Origin of the sequence: Vibrio sp. HENC-03 (genome assembly GCF_000305755.2) — a bacterium.
GTDB lineage: Bacteria > Pseudomonadota > Gammaproteobacteria > Enterobacterales > Vibrionaceae > Vibrio > Vibrio owensii.
The window spans coordinates 30,908-47,456 of record NZ_JH976127.1 but is presented as its reverse complement, the minus strand read 5'-3'; the positions used below and the strand labels follow the sequence as shown (position 1 = coordinate 47,456).

Sequence of the window (16,549 nt, the reverse complement as noted above, 5' to 3'; positions counted from 1 at the left end):
CCAAACCCGTCTTTGCGGTTTATGAAAAAGGCCCTACGAGTGGTAGAGCCTTGATTTTAGAATTCTTATATTATGCGTTAGTTACGCGGGCGCGCTCAATGGCTGGTTTTTCTTCTTTCGGTTGACGTTCCTGAATTGAGCTGTCGATAACGTTTTTCAACGCAATCAAAAGCCCTACGCCGATAAACGCACCTGGCGGCAACAATGCCAGTAAGAAGCTGCTATCGAAGTGGAAAACTTGAATACGCAGTGCCGCAGCCCAGTCACCCAATAATAGGTCTGCACCATCGAACAAGGTGCCGTTACCGATAAGTTCACGCATAGCGCCAAGTACAACCAATACGGTTGTCATACCAAGCCCCATCCAGAAACCATCCAATGCTGCTGGCAATGGATCATTCTTCGAGGCGTAAGCTTCCGCACGGCCGATGATAATACAGTTGGTTACGATCAGTGGGATGAAGATGCCCAGAGATAGATACAATCCGTAGGCATAAGCGTTCATCAAGAGTTGAACACAAGTTACCAAGGCTGCGATGATCATAACGAAAACCGGAATACGGATTTCTTTTGGTACGTAGTTACGAATCAGTGAAACTGTCAGGTTAGAACCGACAAGCACCAACAACGTCGCAATACCCAAACCAAGGGCGTTGGTAATGGTCGAAGAAACCGCAAGTAGAGGACACAAACCCAGAAGTTGTACTAGGGCAGGGTTGTTGCTCCACATGCCGTTTTTCATTAGCAGTTTATTTTCACTCATGGTTGCCTCCTGCGCAGTCTAGGGGCTGATTCAGAATCTCATCACGAGACTTATTTACGTAGTTTACTGTGTTTCTCACCGCTTTCACTACCGCTCGAGGGGTAATCGTTGCGCCAGTAAACTGATCGAAATCGCCGCCATCTTTACGAACTCGCCAAGAATTCCAGTTACTTTCTGTCACTTGCTTACCAGTGAAGCTCAAGATCCAATCCGTAACGCGTAAATCAATTTTATCACCCAATCCCGGCGTTTCTTGATGGCTTAGGATACGAGTACCAAGGATCTTGCCTTGGTTATCGATGCCGGTGATGATTTTGATTTCACCGTTGTAGCCATCTGGTGCGATGGACTCAATTGCCATTGCCGTTGGTTGACCATCTTTGGTAGCAATGTAAGTTGGCATCGAGCGAACCGTACCTAGATCGGGTGCAGAGACCATAGTACATGCCGCAACAAGGTTGTTGTCATGCATTTCTTCCGGAATCACTTGGTTAAGAACCGACAGCAATTGCTTTTGTTCCTGAAGCTTAATTTGATCTTTTGTTAGGTACTGAGTCAGTGCCACAAGACCGGTTGTTGCACAGGCGAAGATCGCCAATGTCAGACCATTTTTTCTAATAGCGGTTAACATGTTTACCTCAGTGACCGTAAGTTCTTGGTTTGGTGTAGTAGTCGATCAACGGTACACACATATTGGCAAGCAGAACGGCAAACGCAACGCCATCTGGGAAGCCACCCCAACTACGAATAATGAATACCAACGCGCCGATCAGAGCACCGAAAATTAAGCGACCTTTCACGGTCGTTGATGCCGAAACAGGATCGGTTGCGATAAAGAATGCGCCTAACATCGTTGCACCTGAAAGTAGGTGGAAGATTGGTGACGCGGTTTCTCCCGGCATGATCAAGCTAAACACGGTACTAAACAGTGCCAAGCTGCCTAGGAAACCAACTGGAATGTACCATTGGATGATGCGCTTTTTGATCATCACTAGACCACCAACCAAGTAAGCTAGGTTTACCCATTGCCAACCGATACCCGCAAGTCCGCCAAACATTGGTTGTGATAGCACCTCACTTGGCGTTGCACCAGTATGAATACCAGTTTTAAATGCATCTAATGGAGTTGCCATTGTTACGCCATCCACGCCGGCACGAACTTGTTGCAGCGACAAACCATCAAAGTCATAGCCAGTGAAGATCAGAGACAACGCATCTGCAAAAGTCACGTGCTCAGACATCAATGAAACAGGCGCGCTCCAACTTGTCATTTGGACAGGGAAGGAGATGAGCAACACAACGTAAGCGACCATCGCTGGGTTAAATAGGTTTTGGCCAATACCACCGTATAAGTGCTTCGCAATAACGATTGCAAAAATCAAACCGATAACCATGATCCACCAAGGAGACCATGGTGGGATTGCTACGGCTAATAGCCATGCTGTCACGATGGCACTGTTATCACGCAGCGCACGCATTGGAGAACGCTTACGCACAAGCATGACTAATGCTTCAAGTGACACTGCGACGGCAATAGCGAACACAAGTTGAATGATGGTGCCCCAACCAAAGAAGTAGGTTTGAGCCACTAAGCCAGGAATAGCGCACAGAGCTACCCATTTCATCAAATCAGGCGTGCTGCGACGGCTGTGAGCGTGTGGTGAACTGGCAATAAAAAACGACATTACTCGTTCTCCTCAGTATTGTTCTTATTCGCTTCTTGCTGAGCTTTACGTGCTTTGGCGCGCGCAATGGCTGCGGCAACAGCAGCTTTCTTTGGATCCACTTCCGGCTCTTCAGAAGGCGTTTCTTCAACAGATTCTGTTTGTGCTTCTTGCTGAGCTTTACGTGCTTTGGCACGAGCAATGGCTGCGGCAACCGCAGCTTTCTTTGGATCGACTTCTGGTTCTTCAGAAGGCGCTTCCGCTTCAACAGATTCTGTTTGCGATTCTTGCTGCGCTTTACGTGCTTTAGCACGAGCAATCGCTGCGGCAACCGCGGCTTTCTTCGGGTCGACTTCTAGTTCTTCAGAAGGAGCTTTTGCTTCTACAGGTTCTGTTTGCACTTCTTGCTGCGCTTTACGCGCTTTAGCACGAGCAATGGCAGCAGCAACAGCGGCTTTCTTTGGATCTTCAGCTTGATCAGCAGGTGCTTCCGCTTCTACAGATTCTGTAGAACCTTCTTGCTGAGCTTTACGTGCTTTAGCACGAGCAATCGCTGCAGCAACCGCGGCTTTCTTCGGATCCACTTCTGGTTCTTCAGCAGGCGCTTCAGTTTCTACAGATTCAGTAGAACCTTCTTGCTGAGCTTTACGCGCTTTAGCACGAGCAATGGCAGCGGCAACAGCAGCTTTCTTTGGATCTTCTGTTGGTTCAGCAGGCGCATCCGTTTCTGCAGACTCAGTAGAACCTTCTTGCTGAGCTTTACGTGCTTTAGCGCGAGCAATAGCAGCGGCAACTGCAGCTTTCTTTGGATCTTCAGATTGTTCTGCTGGTGTTTCCGCTTCTGCAGATTCCGTAGAGTCTTCTTGCTTAGCTTTGCGTGCCTTAGCGCGAGCAATGGCAGCGGCAACAGCAGCTTTCTTTGGATCTTCAGTTTGTTTAGCAGGTGCTTCTGTTTCTGCAGATTCGGTCGAATCTTCTTGTTGTGCTTTTTTCGCTTTAGCTCTGGCGATAGCTGCCGCGACGGCCGCTTTCTTGTCACCGGCTTCGGCAGGTGTTGATGCGTCTTCTTGTTGAGCTTTCTTCGCCTTAGCACGGGCAATCGCGGCTGCAACCGCTGACTTCTTATCGTCAGCATTATCCGTAGCTGCGTCGCCTTGTTCTTTTTGCGCTTTGCGTTCGCGAGCAAGACGTTTGCGTTCTTCGCGTAGCTTCGCCATTTCTGAGTTATCAGGCTCAGCTGCACCAGATTGAGCCGCTGCAGCTTGTTTCGCTTTTGCTTTGGCAATCGCGGCTGCAACCGCTGGTTTCACTGCTGGCTCGGCTTTCGCTTCGGTATTCTCTTTTTGTGCTTTCACGCGAGCGATGGCTGCGGCAATCGCATCGTCACCGCCAGATGCTTTCATGTCTTTACGACGATCATCCGCGGCTTTCTTAAAGCGATTTTCACGTTCTGCTTTCTCGCGTTCCATACGCGCTTTCTTCTCTTCAAAGCGCAGCTTAGCTCGTTCAGCTGCTGCCGCTTCTTGAGCGCGTGTACGGATTTCAGCTTTCGCTTGACGATAGTATTGAACCAGTGGAATTTCACTTGGGCACACAAACGCGCACGCGCCACATTCAATACAGTCTTTTAAGTTCAGCTCTTCGAGCTTTTCGTATTCTTGGCTTTTCGCATACCACTGAAGCTGCTGTGGCAATAGCGATGCAGGGCACGCTTCCGCACATTGGCTGCAACGGATACATTCCATTTCGTATTGGTCAGAAGCGATCTCTCGACGCTTTGGTGCCAGAATACAGTTTGCTGTTTTAGTGATAGGAACCTGAGCGTGGGGTAGGGTAAAGCCCATCATTGGACCACCCATGATTAGGCGCTGCAGTTTCTTATCTGCTTTATAGCCAAACTCGTCTAACAGTGCTTGTACTGGCGTACCAAGAAGTGTCCAAACGTTACGTGGTTGCTTGAAGGTTTTACCCGTCAGAGTCACGATGCGATTGACTACAGGTTCACCATCGATCACTGCACGTTTAATTGAGTAGAGAGAACCAACGTTTTGAACCAGGATGCCAATATCCGCAGGGATAGCGCCGCTAGGAACTTCTTTGTTGGTCAAAATCTTGATGAGCTGTTTCTCACCACCAGAAGGGTATTTGGTTGGGATAACGCGGATCACGATGTCTTTGTTCATCGCCGCTTGTTCCAGCGCTTTGATTGCTGCTGGCTTGTTATCTTCAATACCAATGATGGTGAGTTTTGGCTTGAGGATATGCTCGACGATCTCGATACCTTGGATCAGTTCGTCTGCATGTTCCTGCATGAGTTTGTCATCGGCGGTGATGTAAGGCTCACATTCTGCCGCGTTAACGATAAGAATTTCGGTACGTGCAATACCCGATTGGATCTTCTTAGCCGTTGGGAAGCCTGCGCCACCCATGCCAGAGATACCAGCAAGACGGATCACATCGATTAACGCATCTGCAGATTCTTGGGTGTAATCGGCAACTGGCGTTTTCTCACACCAAGTATCGTTACCATCTGGCGTAATCACTGCGCACAGTTCGCTTAAACCCGATGGGTGAGCTACGGTTCGTGGCTCAATAGCTGTTACTTGCCCAGAAGTTGGCGCATGAACAGGAACGGTGAAACCACTATCTGACGCCGTTAGCTGTTGACCTTTCAACACTGTGTCGCCAACAGCAATCAATAGATTACCTGCTTTACCGATGTGCTGTTTTAAAGGTAGGACGATTTCCGACGGAATGGCTGCATGAACCAATTCAGTTTTGTTGGATTGCTTTTTGTTTTCTGCCGGATGCACGCCGCCTGGGAAATCCCATAGCGAACCAGTACGAATTTGTTCAATCAAAGACAACATACGAAACCTTATTTAATTGAATCAGTCACGTTCGCTGCGTTGGCAGCATCCGTAATGTTAACCACTGGAATGGCGTTAAGTTTCCATTTCCAGCTCTCTGTGGTGGTTTCCACAGGAATCATTTCAATACAGTCAGTTGGACAAGGCGCAACGCACAAGTCACAACCCGTACATTCGTCTTTGATCACGGTATGAAGGGCTTTAGTACCACCAACAATCGCATCCACAGGACACGCTTGGATACACTTGGTACAACCGATACACATGTCTTCATGGATGAAAGCAACGGTTTTGACTTTGCTGTCGAGATCGTGTGCCGACTCTTCCGCTTCAACGCCCATCAGATCCGCTAGTTTTTCAATGGTCGCTTGACCGCCTGGAGGACACTTATTGATTTTGTCGCCGTTAGCGATCGCTTCGGCGTATGGACGACAACCAGGATAGCCACACTGACCACACTGAGTTTGCGGGAGAATAGAGTCGATTTGATCGACAATTGGATCCGCTTCGACTTTGAAGCGAATCGATGCAAAACCGAGTATTGCCCCGAATACAGCGGCGAGGGCAGCAAGAGCGATGATCGCAATTAAAATCGTACTCATCGTTTACTTCACCAAACCTGTAAAGCCCATAAAGGCAAGAGACATAAGGCCTGCGGTGATCATCGCAATTGACGCGCCTTTAAATGGCACAGGTACATCAGCTGCAGCAATACGTTCACGCATTGACGCAAATAGGATCAGTACCAAAGAGAAGCCAACCGCTGCGCCAAAACCGTAAATGATCGATTCGATAAAGTTGTGGTTCTCGTTGATGTTAAGCAGAGCAACACCCAGAACCGCACAGTTCGTTGTGATCAGAGGTAGAAAGATACCCAACAGACGATACAGCGTCGGGCTGGTTTTGTGCACGACCATTTCGGTGAACTGTACAACAACAGCGATCACCAAAATAAAGCTCATGGTTCGTAGATATTCGATGCCCAGTGGACGTAAAACATAGCTTTCCACCAAGTATGCACACACAGACGCGAGCGTTAGTACAAAAGTTGTAGCTAAGCCCATGCCAATTGCTGTTTCCAGTTTTTTAGACACGCCCATAAAAGGACACAAGCCTAAAAACTTCACCAGTACAAAGTTGTTCACCAGCACAGTGCCGACCAACAACAAAATATATTCGGTCATAGTTATTACGTTCTTAAAATCCGATCCCAATATTATCGTGTTTTGTGACACCAATAACAACCAGAGAACGGTGTGGTTTTATGCACCCGATGGAAAATTATACGTGTATGTGATGTGAGCGGATGAATTAATAAGAAATTGAAAAGTTTGGTGAATGGTTGTTAACAAAGAAAAACGCAATTACCGCCACTGATTTAACGCACGCGTTGTTGATGGTTTTGGTATCACTTCGTATGGTTCGCCAGAAACGACAAAAGCTCATACCCCTAATGAGTTAGAGGCATGAGCTTTGATTATTTTACAATCTCGCGATTACAGTTTTTCTGTAAAAGTTCGGCTGATCACGTCTTGTTGTTGCTCTCGAGTTAGCGAGTTAAAACGTACTGCGTAGCCGGACACTCGAATCGTCAACTGAGGGTATTTCTCTGGATGTTCAACCGCATCCAATAACATCTCTCGGTTAAGAACGTTGACGTTAAGGTGTTGGCCACCTTCAATCGCAATGCCCTCGTTGCTCGCTTCGTGATGGAAGTAACCATCCATTAGCGCGGCTAGGTTTTTCTTCTGACTTAATTCATCTTTACCCAGTGCGTTAGGCACAATTGAGAAGGTGTAAGAAATACCATCTTTCGCGTAAGCAAACGGCAGTTTAGAAACCGATGCCAAAGACGCAACCGCCCCTTTTTCATCACGACCGTGCATTGGGTTTGCACCCGGGCCAAAAGGCATACCTGCGCGACGGCCATCTGGTGTATTACCCGTTTTTTTGCCGTAAACCACGTTAGATGTGATCGTTAGGATCGATTGAGTTGGCACTGCTTCGCGGTAGGTGTGCATCTTCTGAATTTTCTTCATGAAGCGCTCAACCAGATCACAAGCGATGTCATCAACACGGGCATCGTTGTTACCAAATTTTGGATAATCACCTTCGATTTCAAAATCAACGGCGATGCCATCTTCATCACGAACAGGCTTCACGGTCGCGTATTTAATTGCCGCCAAAGAGTCAGCGACAACAGACAGACCTGCAATACCACACGCCATAGTGCGGTGTACGTCGCGATCCATTAATGCCATCAGTGATGCTTCGTAGCTGTAACGGTCATGCGAGTAATGGATGATGTTCAACGCTGTGACGTATTGCGTTGCTAACCATTCCAACATGTTGTCGAAGCGTGGCATCAAAGCGTCAAAGTCGAGAATTTCATCTTGAACTTTGTCCACTACCGGACCCACTTGCGCTTTCGATTTTTCATCGATACCACCATTGATGGTGTAAAGCAGCGCTTTTGCAAGGTTGGCACGTGCACCAAAGAACTGCATGTGCTGACCAACAATCTGCGGGCTCACACAACATGCAATCGCGTAGTCATCATTGTCGAAATCAGGACGCATTAGATCGTCGTTTTCGTATTGAACAGAAGAAGTATCAATCGATACTTTTGCAGCGTATTGTTTGAACGCCTCAGGTAATTGCTCTGACCAAAGAATCGTCATGTTTGGTTCAGGAGCAGGGCCCATAGTATGTAGTGTATGTAAGTATCGGAATGTCGTTTTAGATACTAGCGTACGGCCATCAACCCCCATACCTGCCATCGCTTCTGTTGCCCAGATTGGGTCGCCAGAGAACAATGAATCGTATTCTGGTGTACGAAGGAAGCGAACCATGCGCAGTTTCATGATGAAGTGGTCGATCATCTCTTGCGCTTGTGATTCATCAATCAAGCCATTTGCGATATCACGCTCTAGGTATACGTCTAGGAAAGTTGATGTACGACCTAATGACATTGCTGCGCCATTTTGTGATTTAACGGCCGCCAAGTAACCAAAGTAGGTAAATTGAATCGCTTCTTGCGCTGTTTTTGCAGGTAGCGACATATCAATGCCGTATTTCAAACCCATTTGACGAATGTCTTCAAGTGCTTGAACTTGGTCTGCAATTTCTTCACGTAGACGAAGTGTTTTCTCAAGATCGCCACCGCGCTCTAGGAAAGTCTGTGTCGAATTGTATTGCTCTTTTTTGTCTGCTTTTAAGAAGTCGATACCGTAAAGGGCGATACGACGGTAGTCACCAATGATGCGACCACGGCCATAGGCATCAGGAAGACCAGTGATGATGCCTGATTTACGACACGCTAGGATTTCTTTGGTGTAAAGGTCGAAACACGCTTTGTTGTGAGTTTTACGGTATTCAGTGAAGATCTTTTCAACCGTTGGATCCAATTCGCGGCCATAAACTTCACACGAGTTTTTCACCATGCGAATACCACCATTAGCGATGATTGCACGTTTTAGAGGCTGATCGGTTTGTAAGCCAACTATCTTTTCTAGATCTTTGTTGATGTAACCCGCATCGTGAGAAGTAATCGTTGATGGCAGATCGGTATCGAAATCAACAGGAGCGTGTGTGCGGCTTTCTTGTTTAATGCCTTCAAGCACTTGGTTCCATAATGCTGAAGTAGATGCGCTAACCTCGGCTAAGAAGGACTCGTCTCCCTCATATGGTGTGTAGTTTTTTTGGATGAAGTCACGAGTGTTGACAGAGTTTTGCCATTCACCAGCAGTGAATCCAGCCCATGCTTCTAGCATATCAGTCGTCGGAATAGTCATTAGTAAATCCCTAAGTTATTGATAAATAGAATGGAGGCGACGAGTAGGACGGAACCATTCTTAACCCTGTCAATCGTATGGATTTACTATCTATGAGTAAAATGAATGCTTTTCATTTTTTGAATGATTAATTTGCATTAATCTGAAATTCAATGGCTTATGTATTTAAATTGCCTTGAGATATGCAAATTTATTGTTGATACAGTGAACTTGTGGGCGAATTGATAGTACAAGCTGCTGACGAAAGAGCTTAAGTTAGCCGGACTTACAAAGAGACGTATTGATGAAACGATACAGCGCTATCTTGATGTCAACATTCAAGAAGGGCAGATACGAAAAAAGCCCAGTTTTTCAACTGGGCTTTTCGGGAATTTGGCTCCTCCTGCTGGATTCGAACCAGCGACCTGCGGATTAACAGTCCGTCGCTCTACCGACTGAGCTAAGGAGGAATTGCTTTGCTTGAAAGCGGGTCGAATCTTACCGAGCACCTATATTTCTGTCAACACCAAAAATACACATTTCTAGCAAAAAAATAGTGCTTTTTTTTCTTTACTTTTTTGTATGCCTTATCAGTAAAGGGCTGGAGTTAGTTATCCACCAAAATTGTGGATAAGTATGTTGATGAGATCTGAGTAAAGATCTTTTATATGCAACAGTGCTGGTTTGTTTTGAATTTTTAATCAGAAATATGCACTGAATAATCATATAAAACAGTGATTTATTTAAATCGACGCAAAATTGCTTAAAGTGGATAAGATTTGGTCTTTTGGGGATAAAGGATAATATTGGGTGTTTCTGGGGAAAAGTTGTGGAAACTAAATTGTGATGATTTGGGGACGTTCATCAACTAGGGCGAAAGACTATAACAGAGTCGCCTGAGTAAGGCTAGATCAAAGTAAAGAAAGCGCAAAAATTAATTACAATGAGCTATAAATCTAAAATAGACGTAGATTTCATCTAACAAGGTGTATATATATACAGCCAAAGTGCAGTAAATTTAAGGAAGGGTATGAGTAAAGTTTATGAACTGGTCTCTGAATATCAACCATCCGGTGATCAGCCAACCGCGATTAAGCAGTTGTTAGAAGGGTTAGATGCAGGTCTTGCCCATCAGACATTATTGGGCGTAACTGGCTCTGGTAAAACATTCACATTGGCAAATGTTATCGCAGAAGCACAGCGACCAGCGATTCTTCTTGCCCCTAACAAAACCTTAGCTGCTCAATTGTACGGCGAAATGAAGTCTTTCTTCCCCAATAACGCGGTGGAATACTTTGTGTCGTACTACGACTACTACCAACCAGAAGCGTACGTTCCGACCACGGATACCTTTATAGAGAAAGACGCTTCAGTTAACGCGCATATTGAACAAATGCGTTTGTCCGCTACAAAAGCACTACTAGAACGTAAAGATGCCATTATTGTCGCGTCAGTATCGGCTATATATGGTTTGGGTGACCCTGAATCGTATCTACAAATGATGCTGCACTTACGTCGCGGTGATGTGATTGACCAGCGCGATATGCTACGCCGTCTTGCAGAGCTGCAATACTCACGCAATGACGTTGCATTTGAGCGTGGCCAATTCCGTGTTCGAGGTGAAGTGATAGACATCTTCCCAGCCGAATCAGACCAAGATGCGGTACGCGTAGAGATGTTTGACGATGAAGTCGATTGCATCAGCGTATTCGACCCATTGACTGGTGTGGTCAAGCAGCGCGACCTTCCGCGCTATACCATTTATCCAAAGACGCACTATGTTACGCCACGTGAGCGTATTCTTGATGCCATTGAAAGCATTAAAGACGAGCTTGAAGTGCGTAAGAAGCAGCTTCTGGATAATAACAAGCTTCTAGAAGAGCAACGCATCAGCCAACGAACTCAGTTCGATATTGAGATGATGAACGAGCTGGGCTTCTGTTCAGGTATCGAAAACTACTCTCGTTACTTGAGTGGACGAGCGGAAGGTGAGCCGCCACCGACACTATTTGATTATTTGCCTCACGATGGTTTGCTGATCATCGATGAGTCCCACGTTACGGTTCCGCAAATTGGTGCCATGTATAAAGGTGACCGTTCACGTAAAGAGACGCTGGTGGAGTTTGGTTTCCGCCTGCCTTCTGCATTGGATAACCGTCCGATGAAGTTCGAAGAGTTTGAAGCGATTTCTCCGCAGACGATATTTGTCTCGGCGACACCGGGTAACTACGAGCTTGAAAAATCAGCCGATGAAATTGCTGATCAGGTGGTACGTCCGACAGGTCTGCTTGACCCAGAGTTGGAAGTACGTCCGGTAGCGACTCAGGTTGATGATTTGTTGTCTGAAATTCGAATTCGAGCGGCGAAAGATGAACGCGTTCTGGTGACGACGTTAACCAAGCGTATGGCAGAAGACTTGACCGAATACCTACATGAGCACGATGTGAGAGTTCGTTACCTTCACTCTGATATTGATACGGTAGAACGTGTTGAAATCATTCGCGACCTTCGTTTAGGCGAGTTCGATGTGCTGGTGGGGATCAACTTGTTAAGAGAAGGTTTGGACATGCCAGAAGTTTCACTAGTGGCAATCCTAGATGCGGATAAAGAAGGTTTCTTGCGCTCCGAACGTTCACTGATTCAGACCATTGGTCGTGCTGCTCGTAACATCGAAGGCAAAGCGATTCTGTACGCGGATTCGATCACTAAGTCGATGAAGAAAGCGATGGACGAAACGGATCGTCGTCGTGAGAAGCAAAAAGCGTATAACGCAGAGATGGGTATTGAGCCTCAGGCCTTGAAGCGCAATATTAAAGATATCATGGAATTGGGTGATATCACTAAGTCGAAGCGTCAGCGCAATACTAAGCAAGTGCCGCTATCGAAAGTGGCTGAACCTTCGCAAACCTACGAGATTATGTCTCCGCAGCAGTTGGAGAAAGAGATCAGTCGCTTAGAAGCGGCGATGTACCAACATGCTCAAGATCTTGAGTTTGAGTTGGCAGCCCAAAAACGTGATGAGATAGAGAAGTTGCGCGCTCAGTTCATTGCCAATAGCTAATTCAACGCGCCTTACAATGCCCAAGTGCTTATGTCTACAGACGGTGCTTGGGCATTTTATTATCCCCCTGTTCAACAGACAAAAAAGAAGCCAATAGGCAGTCGGGTCTATTGGCTCGTTTTGTGAACATGTCGTTCACTAACAACGTCAGTTGGCTAGGTGACCCGAGGGGTCATTATTTATACAGCATGGTTTGTGCCACTATTTAACCTGTTGATATTCGGTTTAATTTGGTTAGAATACCCACAATCCAACAAATGATTATTTGCAAAATGCAAAGCGTAATGCGATTATTATTTAAAACACAACAAAAAATCGGCTAGGCTATGCAACAAATAACAGAAGGTCAAAAGTCTCGTTATCTACTAATGGTAGAAGACACCGCATCCGTTGCGGCATTGTACCGTTCTTACCTGACGCCTCTCGGCATCGATATTAATATTGTTGGAACAGGCAGAGACGCCATCGAAAGCCTGAACCATCGAATTCCCGATCTGATTCTGCTCGATCTCCGCTTACCTGATATGACGGGGATGGACGTATTGCACGCGGTGAAGAAAAGCCACCCAGACGTGCCAATCATCTTTATGACTGCACATGGCTCTATCGATACAGCGGTAGAAGCGATGCGTCACGGTTCTCAAGACTTCTTAATCAAACCATGTGAAGCCGACCGTCTTCGTGTCACGGTGAACAACGCAATTCGCAAAGCAACCAAGCTTAAGAATGAAGCGGATAACCCGGGTAACCAAAATTACCAAGGCTTTATCGGCAGTAGCCAAACCATGCAGCAGGTTTACCGCACCATTGACTCCGCTGCGAGCAGTAAAGCGAGTATTTTCATCACAGGTGAAAGTGGTACCGGTAAAGAAGTGTGTGCCGAAGCGATTCACGCAGCAAGCAAACGTGGCGATAAGCCGTTTATCGCTATTAACTGTGCTGCGATCCCGAAAGATCTGATTGAAAGTGAATTGTTTGGTCACGTAAAAGGCGCGTTTACCGGTGCTGCGAATGATCGTCAAGGTGCGGCTGAGCTTGCCGATGGTGGCACGCTGTTCCTTGATGAATTGTGTGAAATGGACTTAGATCTTCAAACTAAGTTATTGCGCTTTATCCAAACGGGTACTTTCCAAAAAGTGGGCTCTTCAAAGATGAAGAGTGTCGACGTGCGATTCGTATGTGCGACCAACCGCGACCCTTGGAAAGAAGTGCAAGAAGGCCGTTTCCGTGAAGACTTGTACTACCGTTTGTACGTGATTCCTTTGCACCTTCCACCGTTGCGTGAGCGCGGCGAAGACGTGATTGAAATTGCGTATTCGCTACTGGGTTATATGTCTCACGAGGAAGGCAAGAGTTTTATCCGTTTTGCACAAGATGTGATTGAACGTTTCAACAGTTACGAATGGCCGGGTAACGTTCGTCAGTTGCAAAACGTACTGCGTAATATTGTGGTACTGAACAACGGCAAAGAAATTACGTTGGACATGCTGCCACCACCACTGAATCAACCGGTGGTTCGTCAATCGATTTCAAAATTTATTGAACCTGAAATCATGACGGTGTCAGACATTATGCCGCTTTGGATGACTGAAAAAATGGCCATCGAGCAGGCGATTCAGGCGTGTGACGGCAACATTCCACGCGCTGCGGGCTACCTAGATGTCAGCCCTTCGACGATTTATCGCAAGTTGCAAGCTTGGAATAGCAAGGACGAAAAACAGAACGTATGAGTACGGACGTATTAAATCAGCAAAAAATTGAAGAACTCTCTGCCGAAATTGGCCGTGATAATGTTCCTGTTTTGCTTGATATTTTTCTTGGGGAAATGGATACCTACATCAGCAACCTATCCACTCTTGTAGGTACTGAGCAGTTGGTTTACTTAAAAGAGATAAGCCACGCGTTGAAGAGCAGCGCAGCGAGTTTTGGTGCTGATCGACTGTGTGAACTGGCTATTGCCATTGATAAGCAAGCCAAAGCAAATCAGTTGGTAGAGCAGGGGAGTGAAGTTGGTGAGATGCTCGATTTATTGCATGTGACTCGCGATACTTACCGCTCTTGGACAAAGTAACCAACTCAGATAACCAAAGAAAGCAATAACAGCTGTACATAAACAAGAAGCCCTTCCGATGTAGAAGGGCTTTTTTATGAACTTTGCTTAATGATAGTTAATCAGTGAGTAACTGGCTCTCAATCGCAAGCTTCAGCTTTTCACGGTCGTGACGCCAATCGCGGTTAGTCGACGCCAATGATTCAGTGACAACGTTCCAGTTATCTAGAACTTCTTGTTCGGTCTCTTCTGCTAATACAACATCTATTTTTCTGCCTTGGCAAGCGCGCTCACACCATTCAAGCTTTTGCTTCATCGTCATTCGACCTGCAGGGCCATATTCCGGGCTTAAGTTCGCCACAAAAATCACTTTTGCTTTTTGGTTAGCGGCAATCGCTTTACCAAGTTCTGGCAACAGCAGTGGCGGCATGATGCTTGTTAAGAAGCTACCAGGGCCAAGAATAATTACGTCTGCTTCTGCCAGTGCAGTAACGGCTTCTTTCGTTGCCGGGACTTCTGGCGACAGATCGAGGCGACGTAAATCGGTGTCCATCTCATCAACGTTGGTTTCACCCGTCACCCACTGCCCATCCACTGACAACGCGGTGAGATCGGAAGGGTGCTCAGACATAGGAAGAATGTGAACGTCCACTTTGAGCATGTTGCGGATAAGGTTGATCGCATCGAGAGGGCGTACCGATAGGTTATCCAGAGCGGTCAGCATTAGGTTACCGAGGTTGTGTCCGTCGAGTTCACCAGTACCTTTAAAGCGGTACTCGAACATCATTGAACTGATCGATGGCTCGGTGATTAACTGATTGATACAGTTGCGCGTGTCACCCCAAGCAATACCCCCCTGACAATGACGGATGCGACCAGTTGAACCGCCGTTATCGGTTGTTGCCACAATGCCTGTTGCATTGCTGCCAAAATCTTTTAACGCCGCCAACATACGGCCCAAACCGTGACCACCGCCAACTGCGACCACTTTCTTATCGGTGTAGATATTCATTACGTTCTTCTAATAATCTTGTAAAAAACGACTACAATTTAACTTAATGAGTGCCAAAGGGGTACTCACTAAGCGGTAAATTGTGTTTCTAGAGAGTTTTTTATCACTCAAGTCTGGATTCCATTACAAATATTAAGTATTTTACACGGCAAAGCTATCAGGGGTTTACCTCCTCTGGTTGCCATAACTCCGAGCTCACTATGCTAAGTCCTAGGATAAGCGTCTTGAGCCAGTGACATACTGTCACAAGGGCATACTTGGAAATGATTATGCCTCCCGTGTTTGGAAAGGTGTTCCGTGGCGCAACAATTCGAAGACAAATTTCATCGTAAGTTCTATTACTTGCGTCTGTCAGTGACTGACGTATGTAATTTTAAATGTACCTATTGCCTTCCTGACGGCTATAAGCCATCGGGCAATAAAAACTCGTCATTTCTTTCTCTCCCAGAGATCAAACGTGTCGTAAAAGCGTTTGCAGATTGTGGTACCTCAAAGGTACGTATCACAGGTGGTGAGCCGAGTTTACGCAAAGACTTTACTGACATTATCCACTCAGTAGCAACCACGCCGGGTATTAAAAAGGTCGCGACAACGACCAATGGCTACCGTATGGCAAAACAAGTTGCTGACTGGCGTGAAGCTGGCTTGACCAACATCAACGTGAGTGTGGATAGCCTTGACCCGCGTATGTTCCATCAAATCACAGGTGAAAATAAGTTCACTGAAGTGATGAATGGTATCGAACGTGCATTTGAAGTGGGTTATGAGCAAGTTAAAGTTAATGTGGTACTAATGAAAGACCTCAACCACAACGAGCTACCTGCTTTCCTCAACTGGATTAAAGACCGTCCTATCCAACTGCGTTTTATCGAGCTAATGCAGACGGGAGAAATGGATGGTCTGTTTGCTAAGCACCATGTTTCTGGTGTCGCTATCCGCAATCAATTAATTGCCAATGGTTGGTTACTCAAAGTACGTTCTCATAATGATGGTCCTGCACAGGTATTTGTTCATCCAGATTATAAGGGTGAAATTGGCCTGATCATGCCATACGAAAAAGACTTCTGTGAGAGCTGTAACCGACTTCGTGTATCCGCTTTGGGTAAACTGCATCTGTGTCTGTTCGGTGACCATGGCGTGGAGCTGCGTGACCTACTAGAGCGTGACGAGCAAGAAAATGAATTGATTGAACGTATTCAAGCGCAGCTGCAAACGAAATCCGTGAGTCACTTCTTGCACGATGGCAACACAGGTATGACGCCACATCTCGCGTCTATCGGCGGTTAATTCCAATCAGATTTCACATCAGGAGCAGACGTGGCTTCTGATGATTTTTCCAGAATCGATACCTTGCGT

The 16,549-nt window shown here is 46.3% G+C and carries 12 protein-coding genes, 1 tRNA gene and 1 riboswitch; of the genes, 4 read left to right on the top strand and 9 right to left on the bottom strand.

The window, feature by feature from the left end:
• Positions 1-70 precede the first annotated feature (70 nt).
• The 8 genes from VCHENC03_RS05695 to VCHENC03_RS05730 form a co-directional block, all read right to left on the bottom strand.
• Positions 71-763, bottom strand: a complete 693-nt coding sequence (locus VCHENC03_RS05695) for an electron transport complex subunit E (RefSeq protein WP_005439683.1) — start codon at positions 761-763, stop codon at positions 71-73.
• The gene (gene rsxG / locus VCHENC03_RS05700) at positions 756-1,394 is read right to left on the bottom strand and encodes an electron transport complex subunit RsxG (protein ID WP_005536427.1); all 639 of its coding nucleotides are present in this window, start codon (positions 1,392-1,394) and stop codon (positions 756-758) included. The genes VCHENC03_RS05695 and rsxG overlap by 8 nt, the downstream gene beginning before the upstream one ends.
• Before the next feature lie 7 nt (positions 1,395-1,401).
• A complete protein-coding gene (gene rsxD / locus VCHENC03_RS05705; RefSeq protein WP_009707287.1) occupies positions 1,402-2,448 on the bottom strand; it encodes an electron transport complex subunit RsxD in 1,047 nt (348 codons plus the stop codon).
• Positions 2,448-5,297: an electron transport complex subunit RsxC gene (rsxC, locus tag VCHENC03_RS05710; RefSeq protein WP_009707286.1), complete on the bottom strand. Its 2,850-nt coding sequence runs from the start codon at positions 5,295-5,297 to the stop codon at positions 2,448-2,450. Before rsxC ends, rsxD begins: the two co-directional genes overlap by 1 nt.
• A gap of 8 nt (positions 5,298-5,305) precedes the next feature.
• A complete protein-coding gene (gene rsxB / locus VCHENC03_RS05715) occupies positions 5,306-5,899 on the bottom strand; it encodes an electron transport complex subunit RsxB (protein ID WP_005439677.1) in 594 nt (197 codons plus the stop codon).
• Between the two features lie 3 nt (positions 5,900-5,902).
• Complete coding sequence (rsxA, locus tag VCHENC03_RS05720; protein ID WP_005425202.1) at positions 5,903-6,481, bottom strand: electron transport complex subunit RsxA; 579 nt, start codon at positions 6,479-6,481, stop codon at positions 5,903-5,905.
• Positions 6,482-6,793: 312 nt separating this feature from the next.
• A complete protein-coding gene (gene pflB / locus VCHENC03_RS05725) occupies positions 6,794-9,091 on the bottom strand; it encodes a formate C-acetyltransferase (protein ID WP_009707284.1) in 2,298 nt (765 codons plus the stop codon).
• Positions 9,092-9,464: 373 nt separating this feature from the next.
• Positions 9,465-9,540: transfer RNA gene (locus VCHENC03_RS05730), tRNA-Asn, on the bottom strand.
• A 560-nt stretch (positions 9,541-10,100) separates the two neighbouring features.
• On the opposite strand from VCHENC03_RS05730, the gene uvrB reads away from it, so the two are divergent.
• The 3 genes from uvrB to luxU all read left to right on the top strand — a co-directional run bounded on the left by uvrB (position 10,101) and on the right by luxU (position 14,202).
• Entirely contained in the window at positions 10,101-12,131 is a 2,031-nt protein-coding gene (gene uvrB / locus VCHENC03_RS05735; RefSeq protein ID WP_005439672.1) for an excinuclease ABC subunit UvrB, read from the top strand.
• A 326-nt stretch (positions 12,132-12,457) separates the two neighbouring features.
• Positions 12,458-13,861 carry a quorum-sensing sigma-54 dependent transcriptional regulator LuxO gene (gene luxO, locus VCHENC03_RS05740; RefSeq protein WP_005439670.1) on the top strand — a complete coding sequence of 468 codons (1,404 nt, stop codon included), beginning with the start codon at positions 12,458-12,460 and terminating at the stop codon, positions 13,859-13,861.
• On the top strand, positions 13,858-14,202 hold the full coding sequence (gene luxU / locus VCHENC03_RS05745) for a quorum-sensing phosphorelay protein LuxU (protein WP_009707282.1): 345 nt from the start codon (positions 13,858-13,860) through the stop codon (positions 14,200-14,202). The genes luxO and luxU overlap by 4 nt, the downstream gene beginning before the upstream one ends.
• A gap of 97 nt (positions 14,203-14,299) precedes the next feature.
• Here luxU and VCHENC03_RS05750 read toward each other — a convergent pair whose 3' ends face one another.
• Positions 14,300-15,193: a YvcK family protein gene (locus VCHENC03_RS05750; protein ID WP_005439666.1), complete on the bottom strand. Its 894-nt coding sequence runs from the start codon at positions 15,191-15,193 to the stop codon at positions 14,300-14,302.
• A 175-nt stretch (positions 15,194-15,368) separates the two neighbouring features.
• Positions 15,369-15,502: riboswitch (molybdenum cofactor riboswitch) on the top strand.
• Between VCHENC03_RS05750 and moaA the strand changes: the two genes are divergently transcribed.
• Positions 15,491-16,480: a GTP 3',8-cyclase MoaA gene (moaA, locus tag VCHENC03_RS05755; protein WP_009707281.1), complete on the top strand. Its 990-nt coding sequence runs from the start codon at positions 15,491-15,493 to the stop codon at positions 16,478-16,480. Its footprint overlaps the riboswitch before it by 12 nt.
• Positions 16,481-16,549: the final 69 nt, after the last annotated feature.